Raw genomic sequence first — 26,829 nt, forward strand, 5'->3', positions numbered from 1 at the left:
GTCTTCCCTCCTACTGGTTATAACCATTCGGGTGTTCTTGGTGCCATTTCCAGGCATCTTCAATGATTCGCTTGATCTGAGTGCGTTTAGGCTCCCATCCGAGGATTTCCTTTGCCTTTTTTGAAGAGGCTACAAGGGCTTTCGGGTCCCCTGCTCTTCTCGGTGTTACTTTTGCAGGAATAGGATGGCCGGTTACCTTTCTGGCAGTATCGATTATTTGACGAACCGAACAGCCTTCGCTGCTTCCAAGGTTGAACGTATCGCTATCTCCCCCATTTTGAAGGTGATGAAGAGCAAAGATGTGAGCATCGATCAAATCTTCAACATGGATATAGTCTCGGATACACGTACCATCTTCTGTATCGTAGTCATCACCGTATATCGAGATAAATTCTCTTTTTCCAAGAGCGACCTGCAAGACAAGAGGGATCAAGTGAGTTTCAGGATTGTGGTCCTCTCCTATTCCTCCAGCAGAACGAGCTCCTGCAACATTGAAATACCTTAGTGATACATATTTCAGACCATGTGCAACATCACACCATTTCATCAGTTTTTCCATGATCAATTTGGTGTCACCATAGGTACTCGCAGGGTTTGTCGGCATTTCCTCTGTGATCGGCATCACTTCCTGATCTCCATACGTTGCGGCGGATGAAGAGAATACAATATGCTTCACACCAAACTCCATCATGACTTCTAGCAGAACTTGTGTGCCATATACATTGTTATCAAAGTACTTGATCGGCTGTTCCATCGATTCCCCTACAAGGGAATTTGCTGCGAAATGAAGGACTCCGGTAATTTCTTCATTCGAAAAAACAGTCCGGAGAAACGCTTTATCACGGATGTCCCCTTCATAATAAGTGGCATCAGGATGAATCGCTCCTTTATGGCCCGTTTGAAGGTTATCTACCACTACAACGTCATTGTTTTGTTCAATCAGCTGGTATACCGCATGAGAACCAATGTAACCCGCTCCACCGAGAACAAGAATACTCATTACACGACCTCCTTGGTAATCTCTTTCGTTCCATCACCGATGCTTGCTACGTAAAAGTCAGCCCCGTATCCGATCTTCTCCTGATACTCTCTTCCAACTTTACGAATAAATTCTTCCACTTTATCTGATGCAATGATCGCAATGGCACATCCCCCAAATCCAGCACCCGTCATTCGCGCACCTAGCGCTCCATCCTGCTTCCAGGCTGCTTCAACCAGAGTATCAAGTTCCTTGCCGGTCACTTCATAGTCTTCTCTTAAACTATGATGAGAATCATTCATCAATTTTCCGAAAGTCTTCATTTCGCCTTTACGCAGTGCTTGAAGCGCCTTCAGCGTCCGCTGGTTCTCATAGACAGCATGTCGTGCACGTTTGATTAACGTCTCATCCGCAATCAGCTTTTTGTTCGCTTCAAATTCCTCTTCTGAAAGATCACCGAGTTCCTGAATATCAAGAACCGTTTTCAGGCGGCTTAATGCCTTCTCACATTCACTTCGTCTTTCATTGTATTTGGAATCCGCCAGCTCCCTGCGTTTGTTCGTGTTCATGATCACGATTTTATAACCATCCAACGCAAGAGGTGCATATTCATACTTCAACGTGTTGCAATCCAAAAGAATGCCACTGTCCGCTTTCCCCATCCCGACAGCAAACTGATCCATTATTCCGCTGTTCACGCCAATAAACTCGTTTTCCACCTTCTTGCCAAGCTTGATCAGTTCAATACGGTCCATTTTCAAGTCGAACATTTCACTTACGATAACTCCGATCAGCATTTCGAGTGAAGCAGAAGATGACAAGCCTGCACCATTCGGAATGTTGCCATTTATCAGGATATCAAGCCCGCCCGGCAATGCACCGTATGCATCTTGAATGTATCGGATCATCCCTTTCGGATAGTTAGCCCAGTCATGTTCTTTTCGGTAATCTAAATCGTTCAAGGGAAATTCAATGACACCTTTATCCGAGAAGTTCATGGAATATAACTTGATCATTTGATCATCTCGTCTCCTGGCAACCCCATAAGTCCCGTAGGTAATAGCACTCGGAAATACATGCCCTCCGTTGTAATCCGTGTGCTCTCCGATTAGATTAATTCGACCCGGAGAAAAGAACAGCCTGACATCTCCTTTTCCATCTACAGGGAAAATCTCGTGAAATTTACTGATTAATCGCTGTATATCCATCGTATCGTTCCTCTCATTCCATTTCAGAGTGAGTGGCGCCAGTCCCTTTCCCGCTTAAATAACTCCAGGATGCCACATATCATTGATTTCTTTGATCTTTTGAAGCTCACATTTTGGTTTCCGGTCATATGTCAGCAATCCATTTATCTCTTGTTCAACATCTGTTAACTGCGTATAGCAAAACCCAAATAAAGCTTTGGAACTGTAGACCGCTTCCATGATCCGCCTGTAATCTTCAATAAAATCCTCGGTATTGGTTACAGATGTATATCCCCAGCCTGAATCGTCTCCTACTTTAAATCCGATTCCGCCGAACTCGGTGAGCAGGATTGGCACTCCCTCGTGCTCAAATCCGTTTGCATAAATCGAACGTCTGGCAGGTTTGGAAGCTAGAATACCTTCCAACGTCCCAAGGTCTTCTTTGTATTTTTCATACTTTACCGTTTCATTCTTGTTTCCGTGGTTATAGTTATGCACCGCACAAATGTCTGTTTTTGTAAGTTCCCAGCCATCATTCGAGATTACAAGCCTTGTCTGATCAAGGGAATGGATAAGATGATACATGGCCAGTGAGTGGTGCTGCTGCTGGCGGTTATCACGAACATTCGGGATCCCCCAGCTTTCGTTAAGCGGAACCCAGGCAACCACGGATGGATGGTTGTAATCACGCTCAATGATTTCGATCCATTCCTTCGTGAGGCGTGCGGCTGCATTCTCGCTGAATGAAGGAGACGCAGCACATTCCCCCCACACCAAGTAGCCAAGCTGGTCAGCCCAGTATAGGAAACGAGGATCTTCCACCTTTTGATGTTTGCGGCAGCCATTGAATCCTAATTGTTTGGAAAGCTCAATGTCTTTCTTTAAATCTCCATCAGAAGGAGCCGTGAGAAGACCCTCTGGCCAATATCCCTGGTCCAGTACAAGCTTTTGATAATAGGGACGGTTGTTCAGATAGACCATGCCATTTTCAGTGTGGATCTTTCTCATCCCAAAATAGGAATCAATCTTGTCCATTACCTTGCCTTTTTCCATAACCGTTATGTTTACATCAAAAAGATTTGGATTTTCAGGTGTCCAGTTCCACCCATCATGATGAAAGCCCGTACGGAAAATTTTCTTGTTGTACAGATTGAAGCTTCTTCTGTTGTAACGTTCATGAACCACTACCGTGTCTTTTACAATCCCTTCCCCTTTAAATCGGATATCAAATTGTACTTCAGCATCGGTAAGGTCACCCTCTAATTCAAATTCCACACCAATCTCCCCACGGTCTACATCAGGAGTAAACCGGAGTTTTGAGATGTGCAACGGATGGATGGCTTCCAACCAGACAGTTTGCCAGATTCCTGTTGTTCGGGTGTACCAGATACCATCAGACTCTTCAATCCAATATTGTTTTCCTCTTGGAATCGTTTCATCTGTCGAAGGGTCTTCTACTTTTACGACGACCGTCTGTGTACCCTCTGTCAACTGTTCTGTAATATCAAAAGAAAAGTTCGTGTTTCCTCCTTCATGAAAACCTACAAATCTCTCATTTATATACACCCATGCACGATAATCAACAGCTCCGAAGTGAAGGATAACCCGCTTATTCTTCCAATGATCCGGAACGGTAAATTCCCGCTTATACCAAACAAGATCATGAAAAGTTGGGTCTGCAATGCCGCTTCGTTCTGTCTGATAGGCAAAAGGAACATTGATTTCTTTATCGAACGCTGTACTGTCAGTAAGGAACCATTTTTGTTTCGTTCCTTCGTTTCTGTCATCAAAGGCAAAATCCCATACTCCATTCAAGTTTTGCCATTCTTTACGCACTAATTGCGGACGCGGATATTCTTGACGATCCATCATGATATCTCTCCCTTTTTAGGCCTTATAATCGCACTCGTGAAAACGCTTTACATTCATTTTAGTAGAAGGGTAAAATAGCGTCAATGTTTTTACTAAAATTTTAACTAAATATTTAACTCAATTCATTGTGTATCGACTATCACTTCGATAAAATGACAATATAAGCATTTGTTTGAATTTTCTAAGAAATAGGAGGTTTTTACTTGAAACTAGCAAAAAAGCTGCTGCCCTTCGTTGCAGCAAGCCTTGTGTTCATTAACGCCTGTTCCAATGATGAGGCCGACAGCGGCAAACCAACATTTCAAAACCCAGTGTTTGAACCTGTGCTTGCCGATCCTTCCATCATTAAGGGGCAAGACGGAAACTATTATGCGTATGGCACCGAGGATGATTGGGGTGATGGTGAAGGAGCAAAATACATTCCTATCTTAAAATCTTCTAATCTGACAGACTGGAAATATGTCGGGAACGCCTTTACAGACAAAGACCGTCCAACGTGGAAACAGGGTGGTTTATGGGCTCCGGATATCCAGCGCTATAACGGGAAGTATTATCTCTATTACTCTCTCTCTACGTGGGGAGACTTCGATCCTGGTATTGGTGTAGCTACGAGTGATTCTCCAGAAGGTCCTTTTGAGGATCACGGGCAGGTGTTCAGAAGCAGTGAAATTGGTGTGGAGAATTCCATTGATCCCTTCTTTATCGAGGATAACGGCGTTCCTTATTTATTCTGGGGAAGCTTTCATGGTATTTATGGTGTTGGACTCTCAGAAGACGGGATGAAACCAAAAGGTGAACCTTTTCAAGTTGCCGGAAATGCCTATGAGGCGCCATACATCATCAAACGCGATGGTTATTACTACTTCTTCGGATCTCTCGGATCATGCTGTGAAGGTGAAAATAGCACATACAGGGTTTCTGTTGCCAGGTCTAAATCTATAAAAGGGCCTTATGTTGATAAAAAGGGAGTGGATATTCTCGTATCTGAAGGAACACCTGTTTTAACAAGAGGAGAACAATTTGTTGGACCCGGGCACAATGCAATCGTTACGGATGACAAGGATAAAGACTGGATCATCTATCACGCCATCGACAAAAATAAACCCAAGCTGGATAACGGCGCAACTCGCCGCCCTCTTCTCATCGATCCCATCATTTGGAACGAAGGCTGGCCTAGCGTAAAAGACTTCGTTCCTGGGAAAGGAATGCAGACCCCACCTTCCATCCATAAAAAATGATCATTCGGCAGTAAAAAAAGGTGGCTATAAAATAAAATCACAATTCTATGAACCAAAGTCGAAAGGCTATGAACCAAACCAGACAGTCTATGAATCAAACAGTGAACTCTATGAACCAAACAGTGAACTCTATGAACCAAACGTTTTTCTATGAACCAAAATGGATACTCTATGAACCAAAACTGCAGTCCTATGAACCAAACACCCTTACACATAAAAAGAAGGTGCCTCATTTATGAGCCACCCTCTTTTTACGTGCTGCTTCCGCGTATTTCAAGTTTTGTAGCAATGACTACTTTTTTCGCAATCTGGCGATCAGCCAGCCTCTCTACGAGCAGATCCACCGCCGTTTCTCCCATCAGCTCTGTATAAATTTTAACGGTGCTTAATGGCGGATAGATATATTTGGAAACGCTGATATCATTAACCCCGATTATATTAACCTGATCCGGCACAGAGATTCCTTCTTCGTGCAGTGCCCTCAAGGCCCCGATCGCAATCGAATCATTGGCTGCGAAAAAGGCGGTGGGCAGTCTGTCACCATGCTCAACGACAGCTTTTTTCATCAAGGAATAACCATCCTCAACTGAAAACCTTCCCATATATACCTTGGTTTCATCAAATAAGCCTCTTTGCGAAAGAAAATGCTCAAAACCTATTCTGCGAGGATCTTCAATTACCTCTGTTTGGTCGTCATAAATTTCTCGGCCGCCGATATATCCAATATTAGTATGGCCGTTTTCAAGGAAGCGCTGAAGGACATTTTCAGTCGCTTTGTAAAAGTCGCTAAGAACAGAATCATATTGATCCTCATCAGGCGAACTATCTACAAACACAATATTTTCTGTCTGTTTGCGAAGCTCTTCAGCTTGTCTTTTGTTATACTTTCCGATCGCAATAATCCCGTGAATTTCTTCATTCTGCTGGGGACTGTCTTTATACATTTTAACGACTTGGATGCCCAGTGCTTCACATCGGTTCTCAATCCCGAGACGGATGGACATGTAATAAAGATCATCCAGCTCTTCTTTTTCCGTATACCAGTGAATAATCGCCAGCTTATAAGCAGCTGTGCGCTTTGCCGATTTTTTTCGATAAGACAGCTCTTCGGCGACTTCGAAAATCTTTTTCTTTGTTTCATCGCCTACAGAAAGCTTAGAATCGTAGTTTAATACCCTCGATACGGTGGCAATAGAAACCCCAACACGTTCAGCGATATCTTTTATCGTTGCCATCGTTTTCCCTCATCTCTTTTTGCTTTTAAAACTAATCTTTTATAATCACAATTCCGTTTTCGATTTCTTCTACTTGTATAAAAAGCGGTCTTTCGCTTCCATGTGGTGTATCAGGATAATGCGTACAGATATAAAGCTGTCCCTTTAAATCACGAAACAAACTAGAATGCCCGGCGTTCCGGTCCAGAAGCAGCTTCTTATCGTGTGTCCATTCCCCTTCTATCATGCCATTAGCAGACCTGGCCACTGCAACCGTGTATCCGCCAAGGCCAGCATCCCCGTAGTTCGGAACAGAGTAGCTTGACCAGAGCATGACAAGCTCACCGTTTTGGGCTTTGTACATAAATGGCGCATCTGTTAAGTAGCCTGTTTTCTCAATACGCGGATCACCAAAATGTCTGATCCACGGCATTTTGGCTGCGTTTAGGATCTCGATTGGTTCACCATATGAGTATTTTAAATCGTCACTCAAGCGAAGGGCTTTGATTCTTCCCTCATAAATTTCCGTCCATTCATGACAATAGATGATCCACTTTTGTCCCTCACTGTCTTCATAATACGTTCCATCCAGGCATTCGGAATCAAGAGGCGTTACGGGCCCTTCACTGTGCGGAACATAGGGTCCAGCCGGGTGATCAGCAACCAATATACCGGTTCCTCGATGCTCGCCAATTCCGCCTTTGAACGAGGCAAACATAAAATATCGTCCACTAATCTCAAATACTTCAGGCGCCCAGTAATGTCTTACTCCCCAGAATCCTTTTGGAGGCTGGAACGCCACAAAAGGTCCTTCCCAGTCAACAAGGTTATCACTGCAGTATACCTCAAAAATGGGGTCCTTGTCTCCGCATCCATCAGCAAAGGTCGTTCCGAACAAATAGTACCTGTTCTCTTTCCGGGAAGTGAAAACAAAAGGATCTCTCATATGAATATCGTCAGTTTTTACTCTTTTTATTGTACGAAATCCTGGTTTCATCATACTCTCCAGTTCATTATATTTGTTTTTACAGAATTAATAAAACATCTGATAAAGACGAACGGAATTACTTAATCCCTGTGTTCGTTACACTTTTTACGATATATTTGTTTGCGATCAGGAAGACAATGATGGCCGGAATTGTGGCGATAACCGTTGAAGCCATCATTTTTGCCGGATTAACGAAGTTTGCACCCTGGATTAACGTAGCAATCCCAAGTGTGATGGTTTTCATATCATTCGAGTTCGTGACCAGTGATGGCCATAGAAAATCGTTATAAATCCCAAGGAATGTAATCACTCCAAGTGTCATGGCTACTGGTTTAATCGACGGAAAAATAACATGATACAAGATCTGCCACTGTGTTGCACCATCGATGTAAGCCGCTTCCTCCAGATCTTTAGGAAACGAGATCAGGAAATTGTACATTAAAAACACACCCATGGTACTCGCTGTATATGGCAGAATTAGCGGAACATACGTATCGAGAAGACCTGCCGTTTTGAACATGTAGAACGCAGGGAACAACGTAACGATTCCCGGAATGGCAAGCGCTGCAAATACCATTCCCATAATCATTTTCTTCCCTGGTACTTTCAGTCTGGCCAATGAATAGGCTGCCAAGATATCAACAATGACGACCAGCACCGTCCCAACAGCTGTAATGAAGGCCGTATTGAACAGCCATCTTAAAATAGGAGCTTCCGAAACGGATGAGAAAACGCTCAAATAATTTTCCATTGTCCAGGCAGATGGGAGTATGCTTGAACTTGCCATGGATTCGCTTAGCGTTTTAAAAGATGTAAACACCATCCAGACCAAAGGCAGCAGGAACAAAAACGCAATGATGGTTGCCACTATTAAGATTGGAAGGCTTTTTCGCGTTGATTTTTTCATCTTTGTCACTTCCTTTACTCTTTGTTCCGATAAGAAAGCCAATATTGAAAAACAATTATGACCATCATGATAAGTCCCATAATAATGGCCATTGCTGAACCGATCCCAAGCTGGTTCATACCGAACACAGAAGTTTGGATATTCATGATAAGCGAGTTGGTGGATTGCTCTGGCCCTCCGCCAGTGATCAATTTTGTTTGTCCATAAAGGTTAAAGGAAGCAATCACCGTCATGATGATGATAAAAAAGGCAACATTACGGATCTGTGGCCAAGTGACCGAGATGAACTTAGAGAACGCTCCAGCCCCGTCCAAATCTGCTGCTTCATATAAAGCCACATCTACTTCATCCAATGCATTGATAAACAGCATCATATTAAAACCAATGGTCCACCAGACTGTCGTAATCAGGATGGTTAACCAGGCGTAAGGCTGTTCACCCAGCCAGTTGATCGGCTCCCTTATGATCCCTATGGACTCTAGAACATTATTAAAATAACCGCCATTTCCGTTAAACAGCCAAAGGAAAATAGCAGATACCGCTGTTACGGATATTGAATAAGAGATAAAGAAAATCGTACGGTAAATCGGCTTAAATCTTTTTGGCAGATTATCAATGACTAACGCCAAGCCGAGACTGATTAGAACAAGCGGCGGAACACTGATCACAACAAAATATAAAGTGTTTTTCAAGCCTTTCATAAAAAGGTCATAGTATAGAGTGCCAGGAGTAAGAATAGACTTATAGTTTTCCAGGCTAACAAACCCCAAATTTCCGGAAGAAACATTCCAGTTATGAAGACTGATCCAAACACCCAATCCAAGTGGAAGCGCCCAAAACAGCAAAAAGAATACAACAAATGGGGATACCATAAGTATGGACCAAATTTTATGGGAAGCTCCTTTATACATCTTGACCTCCATCCGAAAGAACATGTTGTCCTCTCTCTGTTTCTGAGTAATTCTTTTTATAAATGAAGAGTGGCTGCCTTAAAAAGGCGAATCCACTCTTTATTTTTTTCTTACTAATTCTGTTATTATTTTTTTGGAGCAGTCGCTGCTACTTGTTCAGCAAGTTTTGTCGCTTTTTCAAGTTCTTTCATTAAATCTTTTTTAGTAAAATTCTCCGTTGTTACGAGTTTACTAAATACCGTCTCGTTCATGTATCGTATTTGCTCCCCGAATTGGTAAACCTGTGGAGGGCTTACATAGTTTTCAAACTGCTTTGAGTTCTGGTAGGCAATCTGATACTTTTCTTGCTCCGCTTCAATTTTCTCAAGTGTAGCAAGGTGAACCGGAGCTTGTCCGCCGTCCGCCCAGTTGATGAGGTTCTCAGGCGTAAACATGAACTTTAAGTATTCCGCAATTCCTTCTTTTACTTTTTCATCCTCTACTTTTGCAGAAAGAGCAATGGTATGTGCATTTCCGTAAGAAGCAAGTTCAGAACCGATCTGCGGAATTGGAGCAACACCAAGCTTATCGGCATATTTTTCTTTTGCAGCACCATAGAACCAAGGTCCAGTAAGTGCTACTGCAGTCTGATAAGCCTTTCCTTCTTTCGCTTCTTTCATGAAGGTCTGGAACTCGCCATCAAGGCCTAGCTTAGGAGGGGATACTTTGTCTTCCCACACCATATCGTGGAACTGCATCAATGCATCCGCATATTTATCTTGTGCAAAGTTTAATTTTTCTCCATCTTTTAAATCAACGCCGTTTTGTGCAGCAATCATGAGCATGTAGAATTCTACTAATCCGCTTGATGGAACACCAAGCGCATAAAGGTCTTCGCTTTGAGCTTGAAGCTTCGTATTGAGAGATTTTAAATCTTCATATGTCTTTGGAGCTTCAGCAATCAAATCTTTATTGTAGAACATGGTTAAAGGGTGAATATCAAGTGGAACCGCATACATTCCACCTTCAAGTTTAGCAATATCTAACCCAGCCTGGTGAAAATCAGATTCTTTTATTCCCGCCTTTTCAATGACAGGACCAATATCCTGGATAAGACCGTCTTGTTTATATGTTTCAAGGTTGTTTCCATGGATGACGACAAGATCATAATTACCTGATTTGAACTTGGTATAGTGGTCTTTTTCTTGTAATTCCGTAACCACATATTTGTCTTGAGAAGCATTGAAGGCTTTTGTGATCTTTTTCATATAAGCACCGTCTCCGCCAGTAAAACCGTTAATAAAGGAAATCTTAATCTTTCCATCTTCAGTCTTTTCAGGACCAGATGAAGAGCCGTTCGAACAGCCAGCCAGCAACAGAAAAACCGAAACTACTAAAGCCAAAAACTTCGTAAATTTCATGAATCGTTTCCCCTTTCATTTTCCCTCTTTGTTAGCACTCGCATGAAAGCGCCTTCAAGAAAATACTATAACACTACGAATTATCAGTCAATTATTTTTTACTAAAATTTTAACTAAAATTTTTAGATATACTTTTAGTATGCAATTTGCAAATTAAAGTGCGCATTATGGATGTAGCCAAACCATAATAAAAAGACCCAAGAAACCCTTGGGTCTTTTTCGATTCATGACTTAGATTGTCAAGATAAGATATAGATGATCGTGTTCACATCTGCGGAAAGCTGTTCTTTTGCAGCCTTAGAAATGTGTTTTTGTAAACCTTTGTTGTTCATGTGCTTAATAAAATCCTCTAGGTGCTCTACTGCTTTGTCATCGTCACCTTTTTCTTCATGATGAATAGCTTGCTTTAGTTTGTTGGTAAGCAGCGCTTTCATTGGGCCGTTCAAATCACCCGTTTTCACATAACTTTCCATCTGTTTTTTTACTTGATTTAAATTCTCTGAAACGTTCACTCCTAGAAGTTCCAGCTCAGCAAGGGACGTAGATCCCCCACCGCCATTTTCTGTCACTTCTAATTTATAGTACTTATACTTACCTGGCTTTTCTAGTTGAAATGCTCTTGTATAGAGGCGCCATTTGAACGATTCATTCATTCTATTATCCAGCTCTGTCCACTTTTCCCCATCGTTAGAACCTTTTAGAACCCAGCTTTTTGGATCCTCGTTCTGCTCACCATTGGCTGATGTGACCGTATACATCTTGACTCTTTGTTTTTTCTCTTTGAATTCATACTGAATGGACGGATTCTTGCTCTGTAAAGTTAATCTCGTATTAGATGTATTATCAAATAGAATGCTAGGATCTCCACCCTCACTGTCTGTTGCCGTTCCTTTGCCCGATGAAATTAATGTATCGGTTAAGTCTCTTAATGGCTGTGCTGGAATCGATGTACCGTCCGTTGATTCAGGTGTAATAGAATCAGGCAATGCCTCTTTACCTGTTCCCCACTTTGATGGCTTTGGACCCATCTCAAAATCTAGTGTTGCTCCCTTTAATAAATCAGAATGGGAAATGGTTGTTTTGTTATATGACTTCCCGTTTACTTTTAGGCTTTGAATGTATTTGTTTTCATCGTTTACTTTTGGTGCATGAATAACGAGATCCTTTCCATTCTCTAAATGAATGGTCATCTTTTCAAAGAAAGGAGCACCAATCGCATATTCAGGAGTTCCCATTTGAAGCGGGTAGATGCCTGCCGCACTGAGGATATACCATGCAGACATTTCACCATTGTCTTCATCTCCTGCATACCCTTGCCCAATCTCACTTCCAAGGTAAAGTCTTGATAGAACTTCTCGAACTTTTTCTTGTGTCTTCCATGGCTGACCAGCGTAATTGTACATATAAATAATGTGGTGGGAAGGTTGATTGCTGTGGCCATACATTCCCATCCTTACATCGCGGGCTTCTCTCATCTCATGAATGGTACCGCCATAATGGCCAGGATGTAAGGCTGTCTCTGGAGTACTGAAGAATTTGTCCAGTTTATCTGCCAGCCCATCTTTTCCTCCATAAAGGTTAGCCAATCCCTGTCCATCTTGCGGAGCGTGAAACGCCATATTCCAGGCATTCGTTTCCGTATAATCACCGCCCCATTCACGCGGGTCATATTCTTCTGCAGATGAACGCCATTCTCCAGAGGCTTTTCTTCCCATAAAAAAGTCCGTTTCAGGATTGAACATGTTGATGTAGTTCTTAGCACGATTCATGTAATATTTATAGTCATCCGCATAGTTTGATAGATAAGGATCGGACGTTTCACCTTTCTCCGCAAGCTCTTTGGCTACGTTCGCGATACCGTAATCGTTGATATAGCCGTCCATCGCCCATGACATGCCCTCACCTGTTGAGTTATTCGTAAAACCGTCAAAAACAGAAGTGTTCATGCCTTTTCTGCCTGTTCCTGCATTTGGAGAAACAACGGCTGCATTTTTAACAGCTGATTGATAGAAACTTTCAACATCAAAATTGGTTACACCTTTTAAGTAAGCATCTGCAAAAGCAATATCAGAGCTTGTTCCTACCATCAGGTTGGCATAACCTGGTGAAGACCATCTAGAGATCCAGCCCCCGTCTTTATACTGTTGAACGAATCCATCGATCATTTCCCCTGTCATAGTTGGAGTAAGCAGCGTATACGCAGGCCATGACGTTCGGTACGTATCCCAGAATCCGTTATTGACATACGTTTTGCCGTCTACAATCTTAGCACCCGTCTCAACAGGTGAATTCTGTCCGACAGCTGCCGAGAACGGACTCGCATACTTATATTCTGGATTCTCAACGGTTCCGACGTTTTCAAATCCTGAGTTTGGATATAAAAATAACCGGTACATATTAGAATATAAGGTAATCAGCTTATCTTCATTTGCGCCTTCAACCTCAATGATCCCAAGCTTTTCATCCCACTGCTTTTGAGCTTTCTCTTTGATAGTCTCAAATGTGTCAGAAGGTTTGATTTCCTGCTCCAAGTTTTTCTTTGCTTGGTCAACACTGATGAACGACGTAGCGATTTTCATCGTTACCGTCTTATCACTCTCTTTACTCGTGTCAAAACGTAAATATCCAGACACATTATCTCTGCCTTCTCCTGTTAATTTTCCACCGGCGAGAACGGGCTGGTCAAATTCTGCATAAACGAACATCCTTGTAGCACCAGTCGATAAACCACTTTTCACATCAGAAAATCCTGATATCGTTCCCTTTTCTTTATCGAGCGTCAGTCCACCCTGATTATTTACGTTGTCAAAAATAAGGTTGGATGTGTCACCTTTGAAGGTAAATCGGAACATCGCTGCGTGATCGGTAGGAGTCATCTCCGTTTGTATGCCATTTTCAAACTTCACGCTGTAATAATGAGCCTTTGCCACTTCATTTGAATGTTTGAATGGTAATGCTCTTTTTTCACGATTTGCACTTGGTACGTTTTCTTGAGAATCGGAAGGCATGACTTGGAACGTTTGACGATCACCCATCCATGGACTTGGTTCATGGGAGATCGAAAATGCCTGAAGCTGCGGCAGATTGTCCTTGTTATTATTTTGATTATAACTATAGAGCCAGCTTGTGGAACCTGCATTTGTAACAGGGGTCCAGAAATTAAATCCATGCGGAACAGCTAATGCAGGAAAATTGTTTCCTCGTGAAAAAGTGCTGTTTGATTGCGTTCCTCTAAGAATGTTGATGTAATCGGAAGGACTTGAATAATTGGCTTGCGCCGGATTTCCTTCAATTTTAATATCATCAATAGTTCCTCTAAAAGAGGATGGTCCCTTTGGATTGTCATACGCAACAAGAATGCGGTCTATCGTTTTCCCCGCCGCTATTTTTCCAATAACAGTTTCTTTGTAATTCCACTGATTCACTGACAGTGTTTTGGATTTCCCCTGATCTTGAGGGTTAACCTTAATACCGTGCTGATCCACGGCATCCAGATCATGCAGGTATGTCCCATCAGAGAACGCTAGGTCGACGGAAGCATATGTACTTGAATAATCATTATGCTCCGTATCCGTAAACTCAGGATGAATGAAATAAGAAAGCTCTGTATCCGGCGTTACTTTAATGTTTACATCATATATTTTATTGTAGGAATAAGCCCTGTCTTCTGAAAGATGGGAACCTGAGTATTCAAACGCCTTTAACCCCGTCCATCCCACTTTTGTTTTAGCGGTATAAGAATTGGTCGGTCCATCAACAACATAGGATTTCATATCCGCAGGCGGCGGTGGTGGAACATCTATTCCGTTTGACAATGCGATCTCAGCCAGCTGCGTGATGTTATCACCAGCATTTTTTGTAATATCAAATCGGTAGTACAGATATTTAGTCTCGTTCTCCAATTCATACAAGTTGCGATGGAAACGCTTACTAAAATCTTCATTCGCTCTTTCATCAAGCTTTGTCCAGCTTTCTCCGTCGTTCGATCCTGATAATGACCAGTCTTTTGGATCTCTTCCATCAAAATCATTTGCTGACGTTAAGGCATACTTTACGACGGCTTCAGGTTCAGTAAGTTTAAGTTCAACCCATGCTGTATTTTCAAAAGCAAGCCATTTCGTATTTACATCTTTATCAATTAATTTTTGATCAATTTCATTCGGTGGATTATTTGCGCTTGCCGTGATTTGTTCGACCTTATGGGTGATATCACCTTGGATGCCCTGAAAAGGTATGTTTCCGTCAATGCCTGATGTCATCTTTTTTCCATCATCATCCGTTTCCACGGTATTCTCCCAATTAGGTTGTGGTTGATCTTTTTCGAAAGAAGTAGAAAAGTCTGTTTGGTTTTCTTCTTGAGCCGTTACGAATGGACTAGATGGGACATACAAACTTCCGGCTAGTAAAGCTGTACATATACCAAGATTTAAGGCTTTAAATGTGTGTCTTTTTTTCAAAGTGGTGGCACCTCCAAAATTTAATTTTTTCAAGTGGCACTTAGAAAAGAATTGATTTGGTATGTGAGCTCTCCCACACCACCCCCTTAAACGAATGTTCTCACCCTTTCACTGACCCCGCCAATAAACCTTTCACAAAGAATTTGCCTAAGAAAATATAAACGAGTAAGGTCGGTAATGCGGCAAGAAGGGCACCCGCCATTTGTACGTTCCACTGTACGATCTGGCTGCCAGAAAGATTTTGAAGAGCGACCATAATGGGTTGCTGGTCGGAAGTGGTAATCGTTACGGCAAACAAAAATTCATTCCAGATGTTCGTGAACTGCCAGATAGCCACCACGACAAAACCAGTAATAGACAATGGGATCATAATATGGCGGAAAATTCTTAAGAATCCGGCTCCATCAATCTTAGCCGACTCGATCATCTCATCCGGAATGCTTGCGTAAAAGTTGCGGAACATGAGTGTCGTTATCGGTATCCCATAGACAACATGAACGAAAATCAAACCTGGAATCGTGTTGTATAAACCGATCTCACGCAAAAATTGAATCAAAGGAATCAATATACTTTGGTAAGGGATGAACATCCCAAATAGAATGAGCGTGAAAAGCGTGTCAGAGCCTTTAAATCTCCATTTGGATAACACGTAGCCGTTTAATGAACCAAGCAACGCGGATAAGAGAGTCGCTGGAATAACAAGATAGAAAGAGTTCATTAAGTTAGGTGCCAATCTTTCAAAAGCTGTAACATAACTGCTAACATCAATGGTTCCAGGAAGCTTCCACATCTCACTCAGGGTAACCTGGTCAAGCGGCTTCAAGCTTGTTACCAGCATGACGTATACAGGCATAAGAAATAACAGACTTAATCCGATCAAAAGGAAGTAAAGAAGAGGTTTCGTTAAGGTTCTGATCGCCATTACGATTCCGCCTTTCTTCTGCTAAAAATAAGGTAAGGGACAATAAATACCGCAACCGATACCAGCATGATCACCGCGATTGCTGCTCCATTCGCATAATAGTTGCCGCGGAAAGTAGCCTCAAACATGTAAACCCCCGGAACATCTGTTACAAAGTTCGCGCCAGGTCCCGTCATCGCATAGATCAAATCAAAAATCTTCAATGAAATATGTGCCATGATGATGACGACACTTACTGTGATTGGACGAAGCAGCGGGATGATGACCTTTCGATAAATCTGAAACTCAGTAGCCCCATCCATCCTTGCAGCCTCTCGTACTTCATCGGGAATCCCTCTCAGACCCGCAAGATACATCGCAACCGCAAAACCTGTCATTTGCCAGACAGCCGCAATAACGACAGCCGTAATCGCGACCGGAACCCCAAATTCAATCTTGCCCCATTTAAAGCCGGCCAGGATATTTGTGTCTGTGTACCACATGGATTCCAATCCGATCTTGCTCAAGAACAGGTTTACCCCTGTGGAAGGGTTCAGCAGCCATTGCCATACGACTCCCGTCACAACAAAAGATAAGGCCATCGGGAAAAAGAAGATGTTACGGAATAAGGACTCGGCTCTTATTTTCTGATCTAATAAAACGGCAAGGAACTGACCGAAAATAATGATGGTCCCAATAAATAGAACGGTGAATACAACCGTATTACGCAAATCTGCCTGGAAACGAAAATCTGAAAACAGGAACACATAGTTCTTCAATCCAGCAAACGAAAAATCAGGTACAAGTGAGTTCCAGTTGCTAAGTGATACATAACCCGTCCAACTGATAAAGCCATAAACGAATACAGCGATCAAAAGAATGGAAGGCAGCAAAAAACCAATGGCAAGCAGCTGGTCACTGGATAGCATCCTTTTTTTCGTGGTTTTGATAGATGACTTCACCGTTTTGGTTTTTTTGATGATAACCGGCTCCATCTCTTAGCCTCCTTTGACGTATAAAAGAAAAGAGGAAGAGAGTGATCTCGACCTCTTTTTCCGTGCTTACTTCAGTTCTGTTGCTGCGGATTTCAAACTATCCACGAACTGATTGGCATCTTTCTGTGTAACAAAGATGTTTACAGCCTGATTGACCTTGGTTAAGAAACCTTCAGAAGCCGCTGAACCATGCGCTAAACTTGCCGCCAACTTCGCTTCTTTAAAATCTTCAATGGTATCTTTTCCATATTGGTCATATTTCGTTACATCTGCATCAATACGGGCTGGAATGGATCCTTTTAATGGGTTAAACGCATCCTGACCCTCTACAGACCCTAGAACAGCCAAGAATTTTTTCACATCATCCGCATTGTTCACACCTTTTGGAAGCCCAAACGTATCAGTGATCACCATGAACTGCCCTTCCGTCTCAGGTGTAGGAACATAGCCAAAGTCTTCGTTTACTTTTAGTTTTAAATCATTTACGAAGTAACCTTTTGCCCAGTCACCCATCACGTTCATCGCTGCTTCACCTTTTGCTACTAATTGTGAAGCGTCCTGCCAGTTACGGGAACTATGATCTTCATTGATATAGCCCAGCATCTTCTTATACGTTTCAACCGCATCTTTTACTTTTGCATCATCAAATGAAAGACCACCCGTCCAAAGCTTACTATAGTCCTCTGCGCCTAATTTACCGAGCAATACGGTTTCAAACAGGTGTGTAGCGGTCCAAGGTTCTTTATCTCCGAGTGCTAATGGAGTAATTCCTTTTGCTTTTAGTTTCTCAGCAGCCTCGAAGAACGCCTCAAATGTTGTCGGAGCCTCTAAGCCGTTCTCTTCAAAGATTTTTTTGTTATACCACAGAACATTCCCTCTATGGATGTTTACAGGCACAGAGTAGATGTTTCCATCCTTGCTAACCAAGTCAATAAGGTCTTTTGGAAACTTGTCATTCCATCCTTCTTTCTCATAGAGGTCGTTAAGAGTCTCCATCTTATCAGCAGCTACCCAACCTTCATTGAGTTCCGCCCCTCCATGAACCTGAAAAGTGGCAGGAGGATCATTTCCTTGCATACGGCTCGCCAAAACAGCCTTAGCGTTTGTACCAGCACCGCCTGCTACTGCTGCATTTTCGATCGGTACATCCGGATACTTATCTTCAAATAATTTAATTAATGCTTTCAGTCCATCTTCTTCACCTGCTCCGGTCCACCAGCTAAAAATCTCTAGTTTGTCCGAGCCCTTTTTGTCTCCTCCATCACCGCTAGAGCTTGAACTGCTGCAGGCAGATAGAACTAAGGAAAAAATCAAAACAATAGATACCCAAATACTTTTCTTCAATTTGTATCCCCCTCGCCTCGTTTTGAAAACGTTTACAATTTCATTATAAAAAATCCCCTTGTTCCTAAGTGACCTCTTTTTCTGCACATTCTTATGAATTTCTGTACATTTTTATCTTCAGAGCCAGAAGTAGAATTTTACTAAAACAAAAATCCCCTATTCAAACGATAAGGGATTATAAAATGCTCCTATTTTTCAATGAGGAAGGTTTGTTTTTGAAATTGTTTTGGGGATTGATTATAGTGTTTTTTAAATACCCGGCTAAAATAATTCGGGTCCTTATACCCGACCATAAAGCTGATTTCTTTTAAACTTAATTGATTTTCCAGAAGCATCTGTCTTGCTTTTCCTAATCGAACTTCTGTCAAAAAATCAATAAATGTAATGTTCGTTGTTTCTCTAAATAGTTTTGTAAAATAGGTAGGACTCAAGTGAACCATTTCTGAGACTTGTTCTAAAGTAATCGTTTCGTGGAAATGGCGGTAGATATACTGTTTCGCTCTCTCAATCGGATCATTTGCTTGATGGATCTCAGACACTTTTAAACAAATCTTATGAACGAAGCCTTTCCATTGAGGCAGATTTTCTGGAAGATACAGTTGATGCATAGAAATACCTTCCTGAACAAGCTTTTCTCTTATTCTTACATAGAGTTCTGTTTGATCAACCTTATCTAATAACTCTTTTGTGATCATCCAAGCCGTTTGGAAATCTCCCTGAATCAAGGGCAAAAAAAGTTCCTCGTCATTCACGCCATCAGCTTCCCTCTGGGTAAGAAGTGGCAGACTATATTGCACTCTCTTGTTTTTCTTCAAGATATGGAGAGTCTTCAAAGCCTCATGATAGGACTTATACAGCTGATCTACAAGTGAATACGAATAACCGATCCCAATCCATAGTTTATTTTCATAGGCAATCTGTAGTTTCTTGGCTAATAGAAGGGCATCCAGCTTGCTCTGTTCTTTTGTACTAACAAAGAGCGACACCATATAATTTCCGTTCAGCACGGTAATGCTTTGAAAGGGAGATAATCGTTCAATGTGCTGTTTTAGGATATCAACTTCTTTCCCACCCACCAGTTCCATGACAAAGAAGAATCCGCATTTCATCTCGGGAAAAAGCTCCCTTTGCTGCTTTTCTGTCACTGTTCCTTGTTCTTGCTGAAGAATTTTCAAAAGAAAATTCTCTCTTTCAATATGTAAGGAGTCCAGCTGTTTCTGATGGGCTGTCTTCTCTCTTTTTATTTCTTGGCAGACCCTTGTGATCGCTTCTATCGCTTCTTCCTTATTATTTGGTTTTAAGAGGTATTCCTTTACCCCTTCTTTCATCGCTTTCTTTGCATAGTCAAACGAGTCATAAGCGGAAACGATAATGAACTTGATTTGAGGCTTTTTCTCTCGAATCCTCTGAACAGCCTCTAAACCGTTTATTCCTGGCATTTTAATATCGATGAACATGAGGTCAGGTTCTAATTGCTCAGCGAGTTCAATCGCATTCCTTCCATTCGAAGCTTCTCCAACCACTTCGATGTCTTTGAAGTTTTCATTCAAAAACTTTCTCATCGCTTTTCGCTCCAGCATCTCATCATCCGTGATTACGACTCTCATGATTATCCTCCTTATAAGGCAGAATTAATGTTACCGTAGTCCCCTTGTTTACAACCGACCGGATGTCAACCACATGCTCGGTTTGATAAAATAGCTGCAGTCTCCTTATCACATTATGAATGCCCAATCCTGTCGAATGGCCGATATGATCTTCTCCCTGCTTCTCTTGATCAGCATCTGATGGATGTAAAAGTGAATGTACCTGTTCTTTCGTCATACCGATCCCATTGTCCCGGATTTCTATCATCACCTTGTTTTCCATGGAATAGATAAATAGTCCGATTTCCCCGCCTTCTTCTTTACCTTCTACACCGTGAATAAATGCGTTCTCTACTAATGGCTGTAGAATCAGACTGGGTATAGGTATGTGTAGACATCTTTCATCTATGTTCACCGTAAATGTGATCCGTTCAGAAAAACGGGTCTGCTGAATATGGAAGTAATCCTTTACCACCTTTACTTCTTCCCTCAATTGAACGGATTTACTTACATCTCTTAAACTATATCGCAGTAAAGTAGAAACAGAGTGGATCAGTGAGGACGTTTTTTCGGCATCTTCCAAATAGGCCATTCTAGAGATCGTATTTAATGTATTAAATAAAAAGTGAGGATTGATCTGATTTTGTAGATGCTTTAATTCAAGTTCCTTGAATAGCCGGTCGAGCTCCGATTTCTTTTCCAGCTCAATGATGTATTCCCTTATATTCTCACGCATCACATTAAACGTATTGCCCAACAGCTTTAATTCATCATTGGACTGGATGCTTAGATCAGCTCCATTAAACGTTCCGCTTGCGATCTCCTGAGCGGCTTTTGACAGACTTTGAATCGGACGGTTGATACTCCGTGAAAACCAAAGGGCAAAATAGACAGCAAGCAGAACAGTCGTATTAAACAAAAATAGAATAAACCATTTGAAGGAATCATTTCGCTGCTCCATATCCGCAAAAAAAGATTGGTAGTTGGTCAGCTCGATGTCAATTAAAGCAAGCGTCGTCTCTTGAAGATAAGATGAGGTATTCCTTGCCTCTCGTAAATGTTTCGTGTACTGATCAATGTCATCTCTCAGCATGAAGCCGATGGTCATTTCACACTCTTGCACAAGCGTTTTTATCATTTGCATATACTTTTTCCGTTGTATATCATCCATGCTATCTTTGTTCTTCTGCAGCTGTTCTACATCATCCTCGAGCTGATGGCGAATTTCATGAAATTCCATAATGGTCTTCTGATTCTTCTCTACCACATATTCGTTGGCCTTCTCATATAAAAGATTCGACGTTTGCGAGATTCGGTTCAGCAATAAAAACTCTTCAAAACTTGCATCATATTTTAATAAAAGTGAACGGCTGCTAAAGTAGATCGAGATGGAAACCACATTAAAGAGAACAACAAATACAAAAAAGTAGATTAAGAGCTTGCTGCGTATGGTCTTCATCATTCCCCTCCCTTCAGCGGAGCTTTTTTGGAGTGGACATGTTCTGGACGAACCAATTTTGTTTTCGTAAACTGAAGTTCATCCGGGTGTTCACCACGCTCCAAACGGAGGAGCAACTCAATAGCCTGGTAGCCCATCTCATAAGGATACTGAGCCACAGTAGCATCAATCGAGCCTTTTTCCAGAAGCTTTATCGTTTGAGGCAAGATATCAAATGAAATGATGGTTGGATCAAGTTGAAGCTGGTTCACAACCTGAGAAATACCTGTTCCATCTAAAGCGCTCGTCCCGTAAAAAGCTGTCACGTCTGGATGTTCCCTCAATAAATCATATGTCGCTTGTACAGCACCGCTCTTGGTAATATTTGATTCTTTTATGGCCACTACTTCCATTCTCCTATTTTGCTGGATGGTGTCTTTAAAACCTCGGATGCGAAGCTGCTGACTCGAGGAGTCAAGTCTTCCCGTTACAATTCCAACATTCTGCTCGCCTTGGGTACCTTTAATTAGCGCTTCCCCGGCCAGCACGCCGGCACGGTAATTATCAGAACCAACATAAAAAGCCCTATCACTCTCAGGTGCATCTGTATCAACCGTGACGAAAGGTATTCCTTTTTCAAATGCTTTATTCACAAGCTGGTCGAATCGCTTACTTGTAATCCCTTGAGCAATCAATCCATCTACGTTCCCAGCAATAGATTGATCCATATATTTAAGCTGTTCGGAATTATCCACTTGTTTGGGCCCGAGGTACTCTAAATAAACATTATTTTTTTCCGCTGCATCACGTGCCCCTTTTTCGATCAATCGCCAATAGGGGTTATCTTCTTCCTCACTAATTAACACGAAATGATAGTCATACTTGACCGCTGTTGCAGGCTTATTTTTGATCTGAAACGTTTCTTTTCCAAAGAAGAGCATCATCATGAAATTTATTGCAAGCAATACGAATAGAATCACATATATACTGCGCTTTAGGATCATAGTATCACCCATAGTAAGAATATTTTTTATTTTCATAATATAGGAAAATGCTAGACTCGTATACAAAAACGCCAATGGATTTGGTAATGTATGAATGACTATATAGAAGAGGTGTTTTATGATTATTGTTCTAATTTTATTTGCACTCATTGCAGGCATGGCACTACCAACACAATTCAGCATCAATGCACAGTTAAGGACTTTAGTCGGTTCTCCTATCCTGGCATCTATGATCTCCTTTATTGTGGGATCGATCGCATTATTGATTATTTCATTCTTTAATCACGGGATAAAAGTTAGTAAAGGCTGGATAGAGGCACCTTGGTGGGTTTGGACCGGTGGCTTATTAGGGGCTTTTTATGTAGTTGCCACCATTGTATTAATACCTCGAATCGGTGCAGCATCAACAGTAGCATTCATTCTAACTGGACAGATCATAGCTTCTGTACTGATTGATCATTTCGGACTTCTCGGGGTGCATGTTCAGCCGATCAATCAATTTAAACTTATTGGTGTTTCCCTTATTATTATAGGAGTGTATTTTGTGCAGAAATATTAATAAATAAGATCATATAGCAAAGCGATTTACAACAAGGCATGATTTCGGTACCACCGGGCTCATGCCTTATTTGTATCGGATTTCGGGCATTACAAATCTACCATTCTCCTCTTAAGGAATTTTAACCAGTTTCATAGATACCGGGATATCATTCTAGGTTCAGTTGCCTATTTATTCGACAAAAAGGGTGTTATTGATTCTAGTCTATTTGTTTTTATGCTAATTTTAAAAATAATCAAAAAATTAAATTTTAGGAGGAAGACTATGAAAAAAGTCTTTCGCGCAACTTCTATGGCCGTCGTGCTTTCTCTTACCGCCGGGTTAGCCAGTCCTATACCGGGGTGGGTCGCAGCATCTTCAGCTGCCGAACAGGAAAAAGAATTTATCCCTTACTATGGAACCGGTCCAAGCTACGTTCAACCGGACAACATTTCTTACCTCTTCCCAAAGTCTGATGTAACTTTCAACACCCCTGCTTTTCAAAAAGATAAAGTACCTTTTACAAGCCAAGAAGAAATGATGGGGCTCTTACAGAAGCTTGCCTACAAAAATAAGAACGCTAAACTGACCATACTCGGCAAATCCCAAGAAGGTCGGGATATTCCACTCTTGCTCTTCAGTAAAGATCACCATAAAAAAGGAAAAAGCCATAAGAAAAAGCCGCTCGTCTGGGTACAGAGCCAAATTCATGGTAATGAACCTGCAGCAGGAGAATCCGCTCTCGTCCTGGCCCAGTGGCTGGCAGAAGGTAAATTAGGAAATGTACTGGACAAGGTGGATGTCGCCATCGTACCAAGGGTGAACCCCGACGGCTCCTATTACTTCAAGCGTACGGTCGCAAACAATAATGACGCAAACCGCGATTTTATGAAGGTCGAATACCCAGAGGTACAGTTGATACATAAAGCAATCAATGCGTATCAGCCTGAGGTCGTACTCGATGCCCATGAATATACGGTGAATCCATCCCCATTGAAACAGTTTGGAGAAAAAGGCTCCATCGCTTCCTACGACTTGTTGATTTCTTCTGCCAAAAACCTAAATATACCGGAAAAGCTGCGCAAGGAGTCGGACAACCTTTTGCTTCCAAAAGTAAATAAAACGCTGGATAAAGAAAACCTTAGCCACCACGATTACTATACACTTGCGATGGAGGGAGATAAACTCGTCGCCACGGAAGGAAGCACGGAAACAAGGATTGGACGAAATGCACTATGATTGAAAAACACATTCACTTATCTAATTGAAACCCGTGGGATCAATATCGGCCGTGCTGACTTTGAACGGCGTGTATATGCACAGGTCGTAGCGCAGTCTTCCTTTATAAAAAATACGGCCGACAATGCAGATAAAGTGCAAAAAGCTGTTGAAGAGGCACGTGCTGAAGTAACCATAAAAGGAAAAAGAGCGAATGATGATGATAAAATTGTCGTGACAAGCGGAAACAAACAGATTTCAGACCAAAAGCTTGAAGTTGTAGATCTGGCTAAGGCTGCCAAAACAGACATTCCGATCGTATGGGAAGATTCAACCGAAGCTTATCCAACATTAGAGCGTGAACGGCCAACGGCTTATATCCTCTCCCCTGGTCCTGGACACGATGATGTCGCAAAGAAACTTCAGATACTGGGTGTGCGTGTTGAAAAGCTTAAAAAACCAACCGTTCTTCCTGTTGAGAGCTATGAGGTGACCAGCAGCACGGTTTCAGACGGTACAAATACAGTAACAACAGAAGTAAACGAAAAAACACATTCCTTCCCAGCAGGCAGTTATGTGTTCTCGATGGCTCAACAAAACGCTAACTTTATCGCCCTTGCCCTTGAACCGGAATCAGTCGACAGCTATGTAACCTATAACTTCATTTCTGCAAAAAAAGGCGATGAGCTTCCTGTTTACCGGTATATGCAAGGAAAACAGCCGAAAACGAACTAATTGAATTCGTGTCAGCCAGAGGACAAAAGAGCGATTACAGTGATCGCTCTTTTTTGTGATGTTGTCCTAAAAAGTTAAACAGATGTTTAAAAAATTTTAGAAATGACATATTAAATGCAACATTAATCCTGCGTTTCCAAAGGCATCTTTACTAAAACGTAAAAAACGATACCAAACCTTTATGATCTAAAGAAAATATTTAGTTGACAGTCGTTAAACATTTACATTCCTTTGCTATTCTTTTCTTGTACAACCAATTCTAAGGGAGGGAATACACTTGAAAAAAGTATTACGTCATTGATCTTGTTAACATTTGCATTCTTATTGTTTGGGAGTACCTATTCTACTTCACAAGAGGCGCTTGCTTCAGAACAAAAAGGACAAGCTTCCACGATGGATTTAAAAGTCATGACGTACAATTTGAGATACTTAAATACCACTGACCCATCACCGCACGCCTGGGCAGAACGCCGCCCTGCTGTAAAGAAGCTCATCGAAATGGAAAGACCTGATATATTTGGAACCCAAGAAGCCGTTTACCAACAAGTAAAAGAAGTGGATGAAGATCTAAAGGATTACGAATGGATTGGTTTAGGCCGTGAAGGGGGAAGCAAAGGAGAATTCATGGCGGTTTACTATAACAAAGATCGTTTTTCACCTGTAGAATACGACCACTACTGGTTATCCGATACTCCGGACGAAATTGGTTCTATGTCATGGGGGAATACCATTCCGCGAATGGTCACTTGGGTAAAGTTCCTTGATAAAAAGACGAATCAACAATTTTACTTTGTGAACACACACTTTGATCATCGTTCCGTGGAAGCACGAGAGAAAAGTGCGGGATTGATCGCAGAAAAAACAAAAGAATTTGATCCAGCATTGCCGGTATTGTTAACAGGTGACTTTAATACAGGTCCTGGCAGCACACCACATCAAACCCTTATAAAAGAAGGATCTTTTGTTGATACAATGGATGCAGCAGCCCAGAAAATCAATGACCATCTCGGTACATTCAATGGATTCAAAGATTCTACTGGAGGAGGTCCAGACAGTCGGATAGACTGGATCATGACTAAAGGGAATGTGACAACTCATAAAACAGATATCCTCGATTACCAAAAGAACAGTCAATTCCCAAGTGATCATTACCCTGTACTTAGCGATTTGACATTACATTATTAACCTGTAGGAACTACTAAGCCCCCGGAGGTTCCGAGGGCTTTTTAGCACTGTTTTTTCAGACGGAAAAAGCTAATTTTTAATCAGGTGCTTTTATACTTTTACTTTTATATTAACGCTTTTTCCCCACTTCCTTAAATCCCTCAACGATAATACTAGAATCCCCTTTCTCCACAGCTGCCTGTAGTTGATGCTTATACACTTTGTTCTTTTTCTCCATTAAGGGGGGCCGCTGTTTATATACATATTTCTTTTTCAGTACTTTCGTTTTTTGATTATAAAAAAGAACAAATTGCTTCTGGGGTAAATCAGGATTTGTATTAAACCAGCGAATTTTAAAGCTTGGTGCATCCTCCCATTCCTCTACCTTTAGCATATCTGTTAATACTTTTAGCTGAATCAGGTTGAATTCAGGAGTTAGTCTGAATCCCCTTTTGAGCAATAAGGTTGTCTCATCAACTATGGGTTTCTCCTTGAAATAAAGACCTTTATCATTGATTTCCCTTTCAAATAGTATAAAACTAATGAGCGGAAACATCTTAACAAACGATTTTTCATACGATTCGGCATCTATGTTAAAGCCGATGTTAAAATCACCAATATAGCCGGAATAAAAATCCCCATCTAAAATAGAACCATAGGTTTGAGAGGAGCTATGGTTCATGATTACCAGAGGGGATTTTTTTATGATCAAAGATATGTTTAAAAGAGGAATGTCTATTTCATCAATTGCTA

The 26,829-nt window shown here is 41.6% G+C and carries 21 protein-coding genes; 5 read left to right on the top strand and 16 right to left on the bottom strand.

The features are described 5' to 3' along the window. Positions 1-10: 10 nt before the first annotated feature. The 3 genes from galE to M3196_RS19710 are packed head-to-tail and all read right to left on the bottom strand — an operon-like array spanning position 11 to position 4,038. Entirely contained in the window at positions 11-1,000 is a 990-nt protein-coding gene (galE, locus tag M3196_RS19700; RefSeq protein ID WP_251324049.1) for a UDP-glucose 4-epimerase GalE, read from the bottom strand. Then, entirely contained in the window at positions 1,000-2,187 is a 1,188-nt protein-coding gene (locus tag M3196_RS19705; protein WP_251324050.1) for a galactokinase, read from the bottom strand. Before M3196_RS19705 ends, galE begins: the two co-directional genes overlap by 1 nt. Before the next feature lie 54 nt (positions 2,188-2,241). Then, positions 2,242-4,038, bottom strand: a complete 1,797-nt coding sequence (locus M3196_RS19710) for a glycoside hydrolase family 2 protein (RefSeq protein ID WP_251324051.1) — start codon at positions 4,036-4,038, stop codon at positions 2,242-2,244. A gap of 203 nt (positions 4,039-4,241) precedes the next feature. On the opposite strand from M3196_RS19710, the gene M3196_RS19715 reads away from it, so the two are divergent. Beyond that, entirely contained in the window at positions 4,242-5,276 is a 1,035-nt protein-coding gene (locus M3196_RS19715) for a family 43 glycosylhydrolase (RefSeq protein WP_251324052.1), read from the top strand. 251 nt (positions 5,277-5,527) lie between these two features. Here the strand turns inward: M3196_RS19715 and M3196_RS19720 are convergent, their stop codons facing one another. The 12 genes from M3196_RS19720 to M3196_RS19775 all read right to left on the bottom strand — a co-directional run bounded on the left by M3196_RS19720 (position 5,528) and on the right by M3196_RS19775 (position 22,421). Then, entirely contained in the window at positions 5,528-6,511 is a 984-nt protein-coding gene (locus M3196_RS19720) for a LacI family DNA-binding transcriptional regulator (RefSeq protein ID WP_251324053.1), read from the bottom strand. Positions 6,512-6,542: 31 nt separating this feature from the next. Beyond that, entirely contained in the window at positions 6,543-7,487 is a 945-nt protein-coding gene (locus M3196_RS19725) for a glycoside hydrolase family 43 protein (RefSeq protein ID WP_251324054.1), read from the bottom strand. A gap of 67 nt (positions 7,488-7,554) precedes the next feature. Next, positions 7,555-8,385 (bottom strand): carbohydrate ABC transporter permease, encoded by an 831-nt coding sequence (locus M3196_RS19730; RefSeq protein WP_251324055.1) that lies wholly within the window; start codon positions 8,383-8,385, stop codon positions 7,555-7,557. A gap of 14 nt (positions 8,386-8,399) precedes the next feature. Then, positions 8,400-9,296 carry a carbohydrate ABC transporter permease gene (locus tag M3196_RS19735; RefSeq protein ID WP_251324056.1) on the bottom strand — a complete coding sequence of 299 codons (897 nt, stop codon included), beginning with the start codon at positions 9,294-9,296 and terminating at the stop codon, positions 8,400-8,402. 125 nt (positions 9,297-9,421) lie between these two features. Continuing rightward, the gene (locus M3196_RS19740) at positions 9,422-10,696 is read right to left on the bottom strand and encodes an ABC transporter substrate-binding protein (RefSeq protein ID WP_251324057.1); all 1,275 of its coding nucleotides are present in this window, start codon (positions 10,694-10,696) and stop codon (positions 9,422-9,424) included. A gap of 239 nt (positions 10,697-10,935) precedes the next feature. Next, a complete protein-coding gene (locus M3196_RS19745; protein WP_251324058.1) occupies positions 10,936-15,153 on the bottom strand; it encodes a GH92 family glycosyl hydrolase in 4,218 nt (1,405 codons plus the stop codon). A gap of 100 nt (positions 15,154-15,253) precedes the next feature. Beyond that, the gene (locus M3196_RS19750; protein WP_251324059.1) at positions 15,254-16,075 is read right to left on the bottom strand and encodes a carbohydrate ABC transporter permease; all 822 of its coding nucleotides are present in this window, start codon (positions 16,073-16,075) and stop codon (positions 15,254-15,256) included. Further along, complete coding sequence (locus tag M3196_RS19755) at positions 16,075-17,049, bottom strand: carbohydrate ABC transporter permease (RefSeq protein ID WP_251324060.1); 975 nt, start codon at positions 17,047-17,049, stop codon at positions 16,075-16,077. The genes M3196_RS19750 and M3196_RS19755 overlap by 1 nt, the downstream gene beginning before the upstream one ends. A 66-nt stretch (positions 17,050-17,115) precedes the next feature. After that, positions 17,116-18,393, bottom strand: coding sequence for an ABC transporter substrate-binding protein (locus tag M3196_RS19760; RefSeq protein WP_251324061.1), 1,278 nt, complete (start codon positions 18,391-18,393; stop codon positions 17,116-17,118). 188 nt (positions 18,394-18,581) lie between these two features. Then, positions 18,582-20,000: a response regulator gene (locus M3196_RS19765; RefSeq protein ID WP_251324062.1), complete on the bottom strand. Its 1,419-nt coding sequence runs from the start codon at positions 19,998-20,000 to the stop codon at positions 18,582-18,584. Next, positions 19,978-21,438: a sensor histidine kinase gene (locus M3196_RS19770; protein WP_251324063.1), complete on the bottom strand. Its 1,461-nt coding sequence runs from the start codon at positions 21,436-21,438 to the stop codon at positions 19,978-19,980. The genes M3196_RS19765 and M3196_RS19770 overlap by 23 nt, the downstream gene beginning before the upstream one ends. Next, positions 21,438-22,421 (bottom strand): sugar-binding protein, encoded by a 984-nt coding sequence (locus tag M3196_RS19775; RefSeq protein ID WP_251324064.1) that lies wholly within the window; start codon positions 22,419-22,421, stop codon positions 21,438-21,440. Before M3196_RS19775 ends, M3196_RS19770 begins: the two co-directional genes overlap by 1 nt. Positions 22,422-22,539: 118 nt before the next feature. On the opposite strand from M3196_RS19775, the gene M3196_RS19780 reads away from it, so the two are divergent. The 4 genes from M3196_RS19780 to M3196_RS19795 all read left to right on the top strand — a co-directional run bounded on the left by M3196_RS19780 (position 22,540) and on the right by M3196_RS19795 (position 26,097). Beyond that, positions 22,540-22,980 (top strand): DMT family transporter, encoded by a 441-nt coding sequence (locus M3196_RS19780; protein ID WP_251324065.1) that lies wholly within the window; start codon positions 22,540-22,542, stop codon positions 22,978-22,980. Between the two features lie 264 nt (positions 22,981-23,244). Continuing rightward, complete coding sequence (locus tag M3196_RS19785) at positions 23,245-24,198, top strand: DUF2817 domain-containing protein (RefSeq protein WP_251324066.1); 954 nt, start codon at positions 23,245-23,247, stop codon at positions 24,196-24,198. Continuing rightward, entirely contained in the window at positions 24,199-24,912 is a 714-nt protein-coding gene (locus M3196_RS19790) for a hypothetical protein (protein ID WP_251324067.1), read from the top strand. It begins immediately after the preceding gene. A 297-nt stretch (positions 24,913-25,209) separates the two neighbouring features. Beyond that, positions 25,210-26,097 (top strand): endonuclease/exonuclease/phosphatase family protein, encoded by an 888-nt coding sequence (locus M3196_RS19795; protein WP_251324068.1) that lies wholly within the window; start codon positions 25,210-25,212, stop codon positions 26,095-26,097. 109 nt (positions 26,098-26,206) lie between these two features. Here M3196_RS19795 and M3196_RS19800 read toward each other — a convergent pair. Further along, the coding region (locus M3196_RS19800) for a hypothetical protein (protein ID WP_251324069.1) at positions 26,207-26,829 on the bottom strand (623 nt) is incomplete at its 5' end.

It is taken from the genome of Fictibacillus nanhaiensis (assembly GCF_023715445.1).
In the GTDB taxonomy this organism is placed as follows: domain Bacteria; phylum Bacillota; class Bacilli; order Bacillales; family Fictibacillaceae; genus Fictibacillus; species Fictibacillus nanhaiensis_D.

Bases quoted from the DNA above. Each gene is read 5' to 3' on its own strand.
- galE (WP_251324049.1), bottom strand. From the start codon at position 1,000: ATGAGTATTCTTGTTCTCGGTGGAGCGGGTTACATTGGTTCTCATGCG.
- M3196_RS19705 (WP_251324050.1), bottom strand. From the start codon at position 2,187: ATGGATATACAGCGATTAATCAGTAAATTTCACGAGATTTTCCCTGTA.
- M3196_RS19710 (WP_251324051.1), bottom strand. From the start codon at position 4,038: ATGATGGATCGTCAAGAATATCCGCGTCCGCAATTAGTGCGTAAAGAA.
- M3196_RS19720 (WP_251324053.1), bottom strand. From the start codon at position 6,511: ATGGCAACGATAAAAGATATCGCTGAACGTGTTGGGGTTTCTATTGCC.
- M3196_RS19725 (WP_251324054.1), bottom strand. From the start codon at position 7,487: ATGAAACCAGGATTTCGTACAATAAAAAGAGTAAAAACTGACGATATT.
- M3196_RS19730 (WP_251324055.1), bottom strand. From the start codon at position 8,385: ATGAAAAAATCAACGCGAAAAAGCCTTCCAATCTTAATAGTGGCAACC.
- M3196_RS19735 (WP_251324056.1), bottom strand. From the start codon at position 9,296: ATGTATAAAGGAGCTTCCCATAAAATTTGGTCCATACTTATGGTATCC.
- M3196_RS19740 (WP_251324057.1), bottom strand. From the start codon at position 10,696: ATGAAATTTACGAAGTTTTTGGCTTTAGTAGTTTCGGTTTTTCTGTTG.
- M3196_RS19750 (WP_251324059.1), bottom strand. From the start codon at position 16,075: ATGGCGATCAGAACCTTAACGAAACCTCTTCTTTACTTCCTTTTGATC.
- M3196_RS19755 (WP_251324060.1), bottom strand. From the start codon at position 17,049: ATGGAGCCGGTTATCATCAAAAAAACCAAAACGGTGAAGTCATCTATC.
- M3196_RS19765 (WP_251324062.1), bottom strand. From the start codon at position 20,000: ATGAGAGTCGTAATCACGGATGATGAGATGCTGGAGCGAAAAGCGATG.
- M3196_RS19770 (WP_251324063.1), bottom strand. From the start codon at position 21,438: ATGAAGACCATACGCAGCAAGCTCTTAATCTACTTTTTTGTATTTGTT.
- M3196_RS19775 (WP_251324064.1), bottom strand. From the start codon at position 22,421: ATGATCCTAAAGCGCAGTATATATGTGATTCTATTCGTATTGCTTGCA.
- M3196_RS19780 (WP_251324065.1), top strand. From the start codon at position 22,540: ATGATTATTGTTCTAATTTTATTTGCACTCATTGCAGGCATGGCACTA.
- M3196_RS19785 (WP_251324066.1), top strand. From the start codon at position 23,245: ATGAAAAAAGTCTTTCGCGCAACTTCTATGGCCGTCGTGCTTTCTCTT.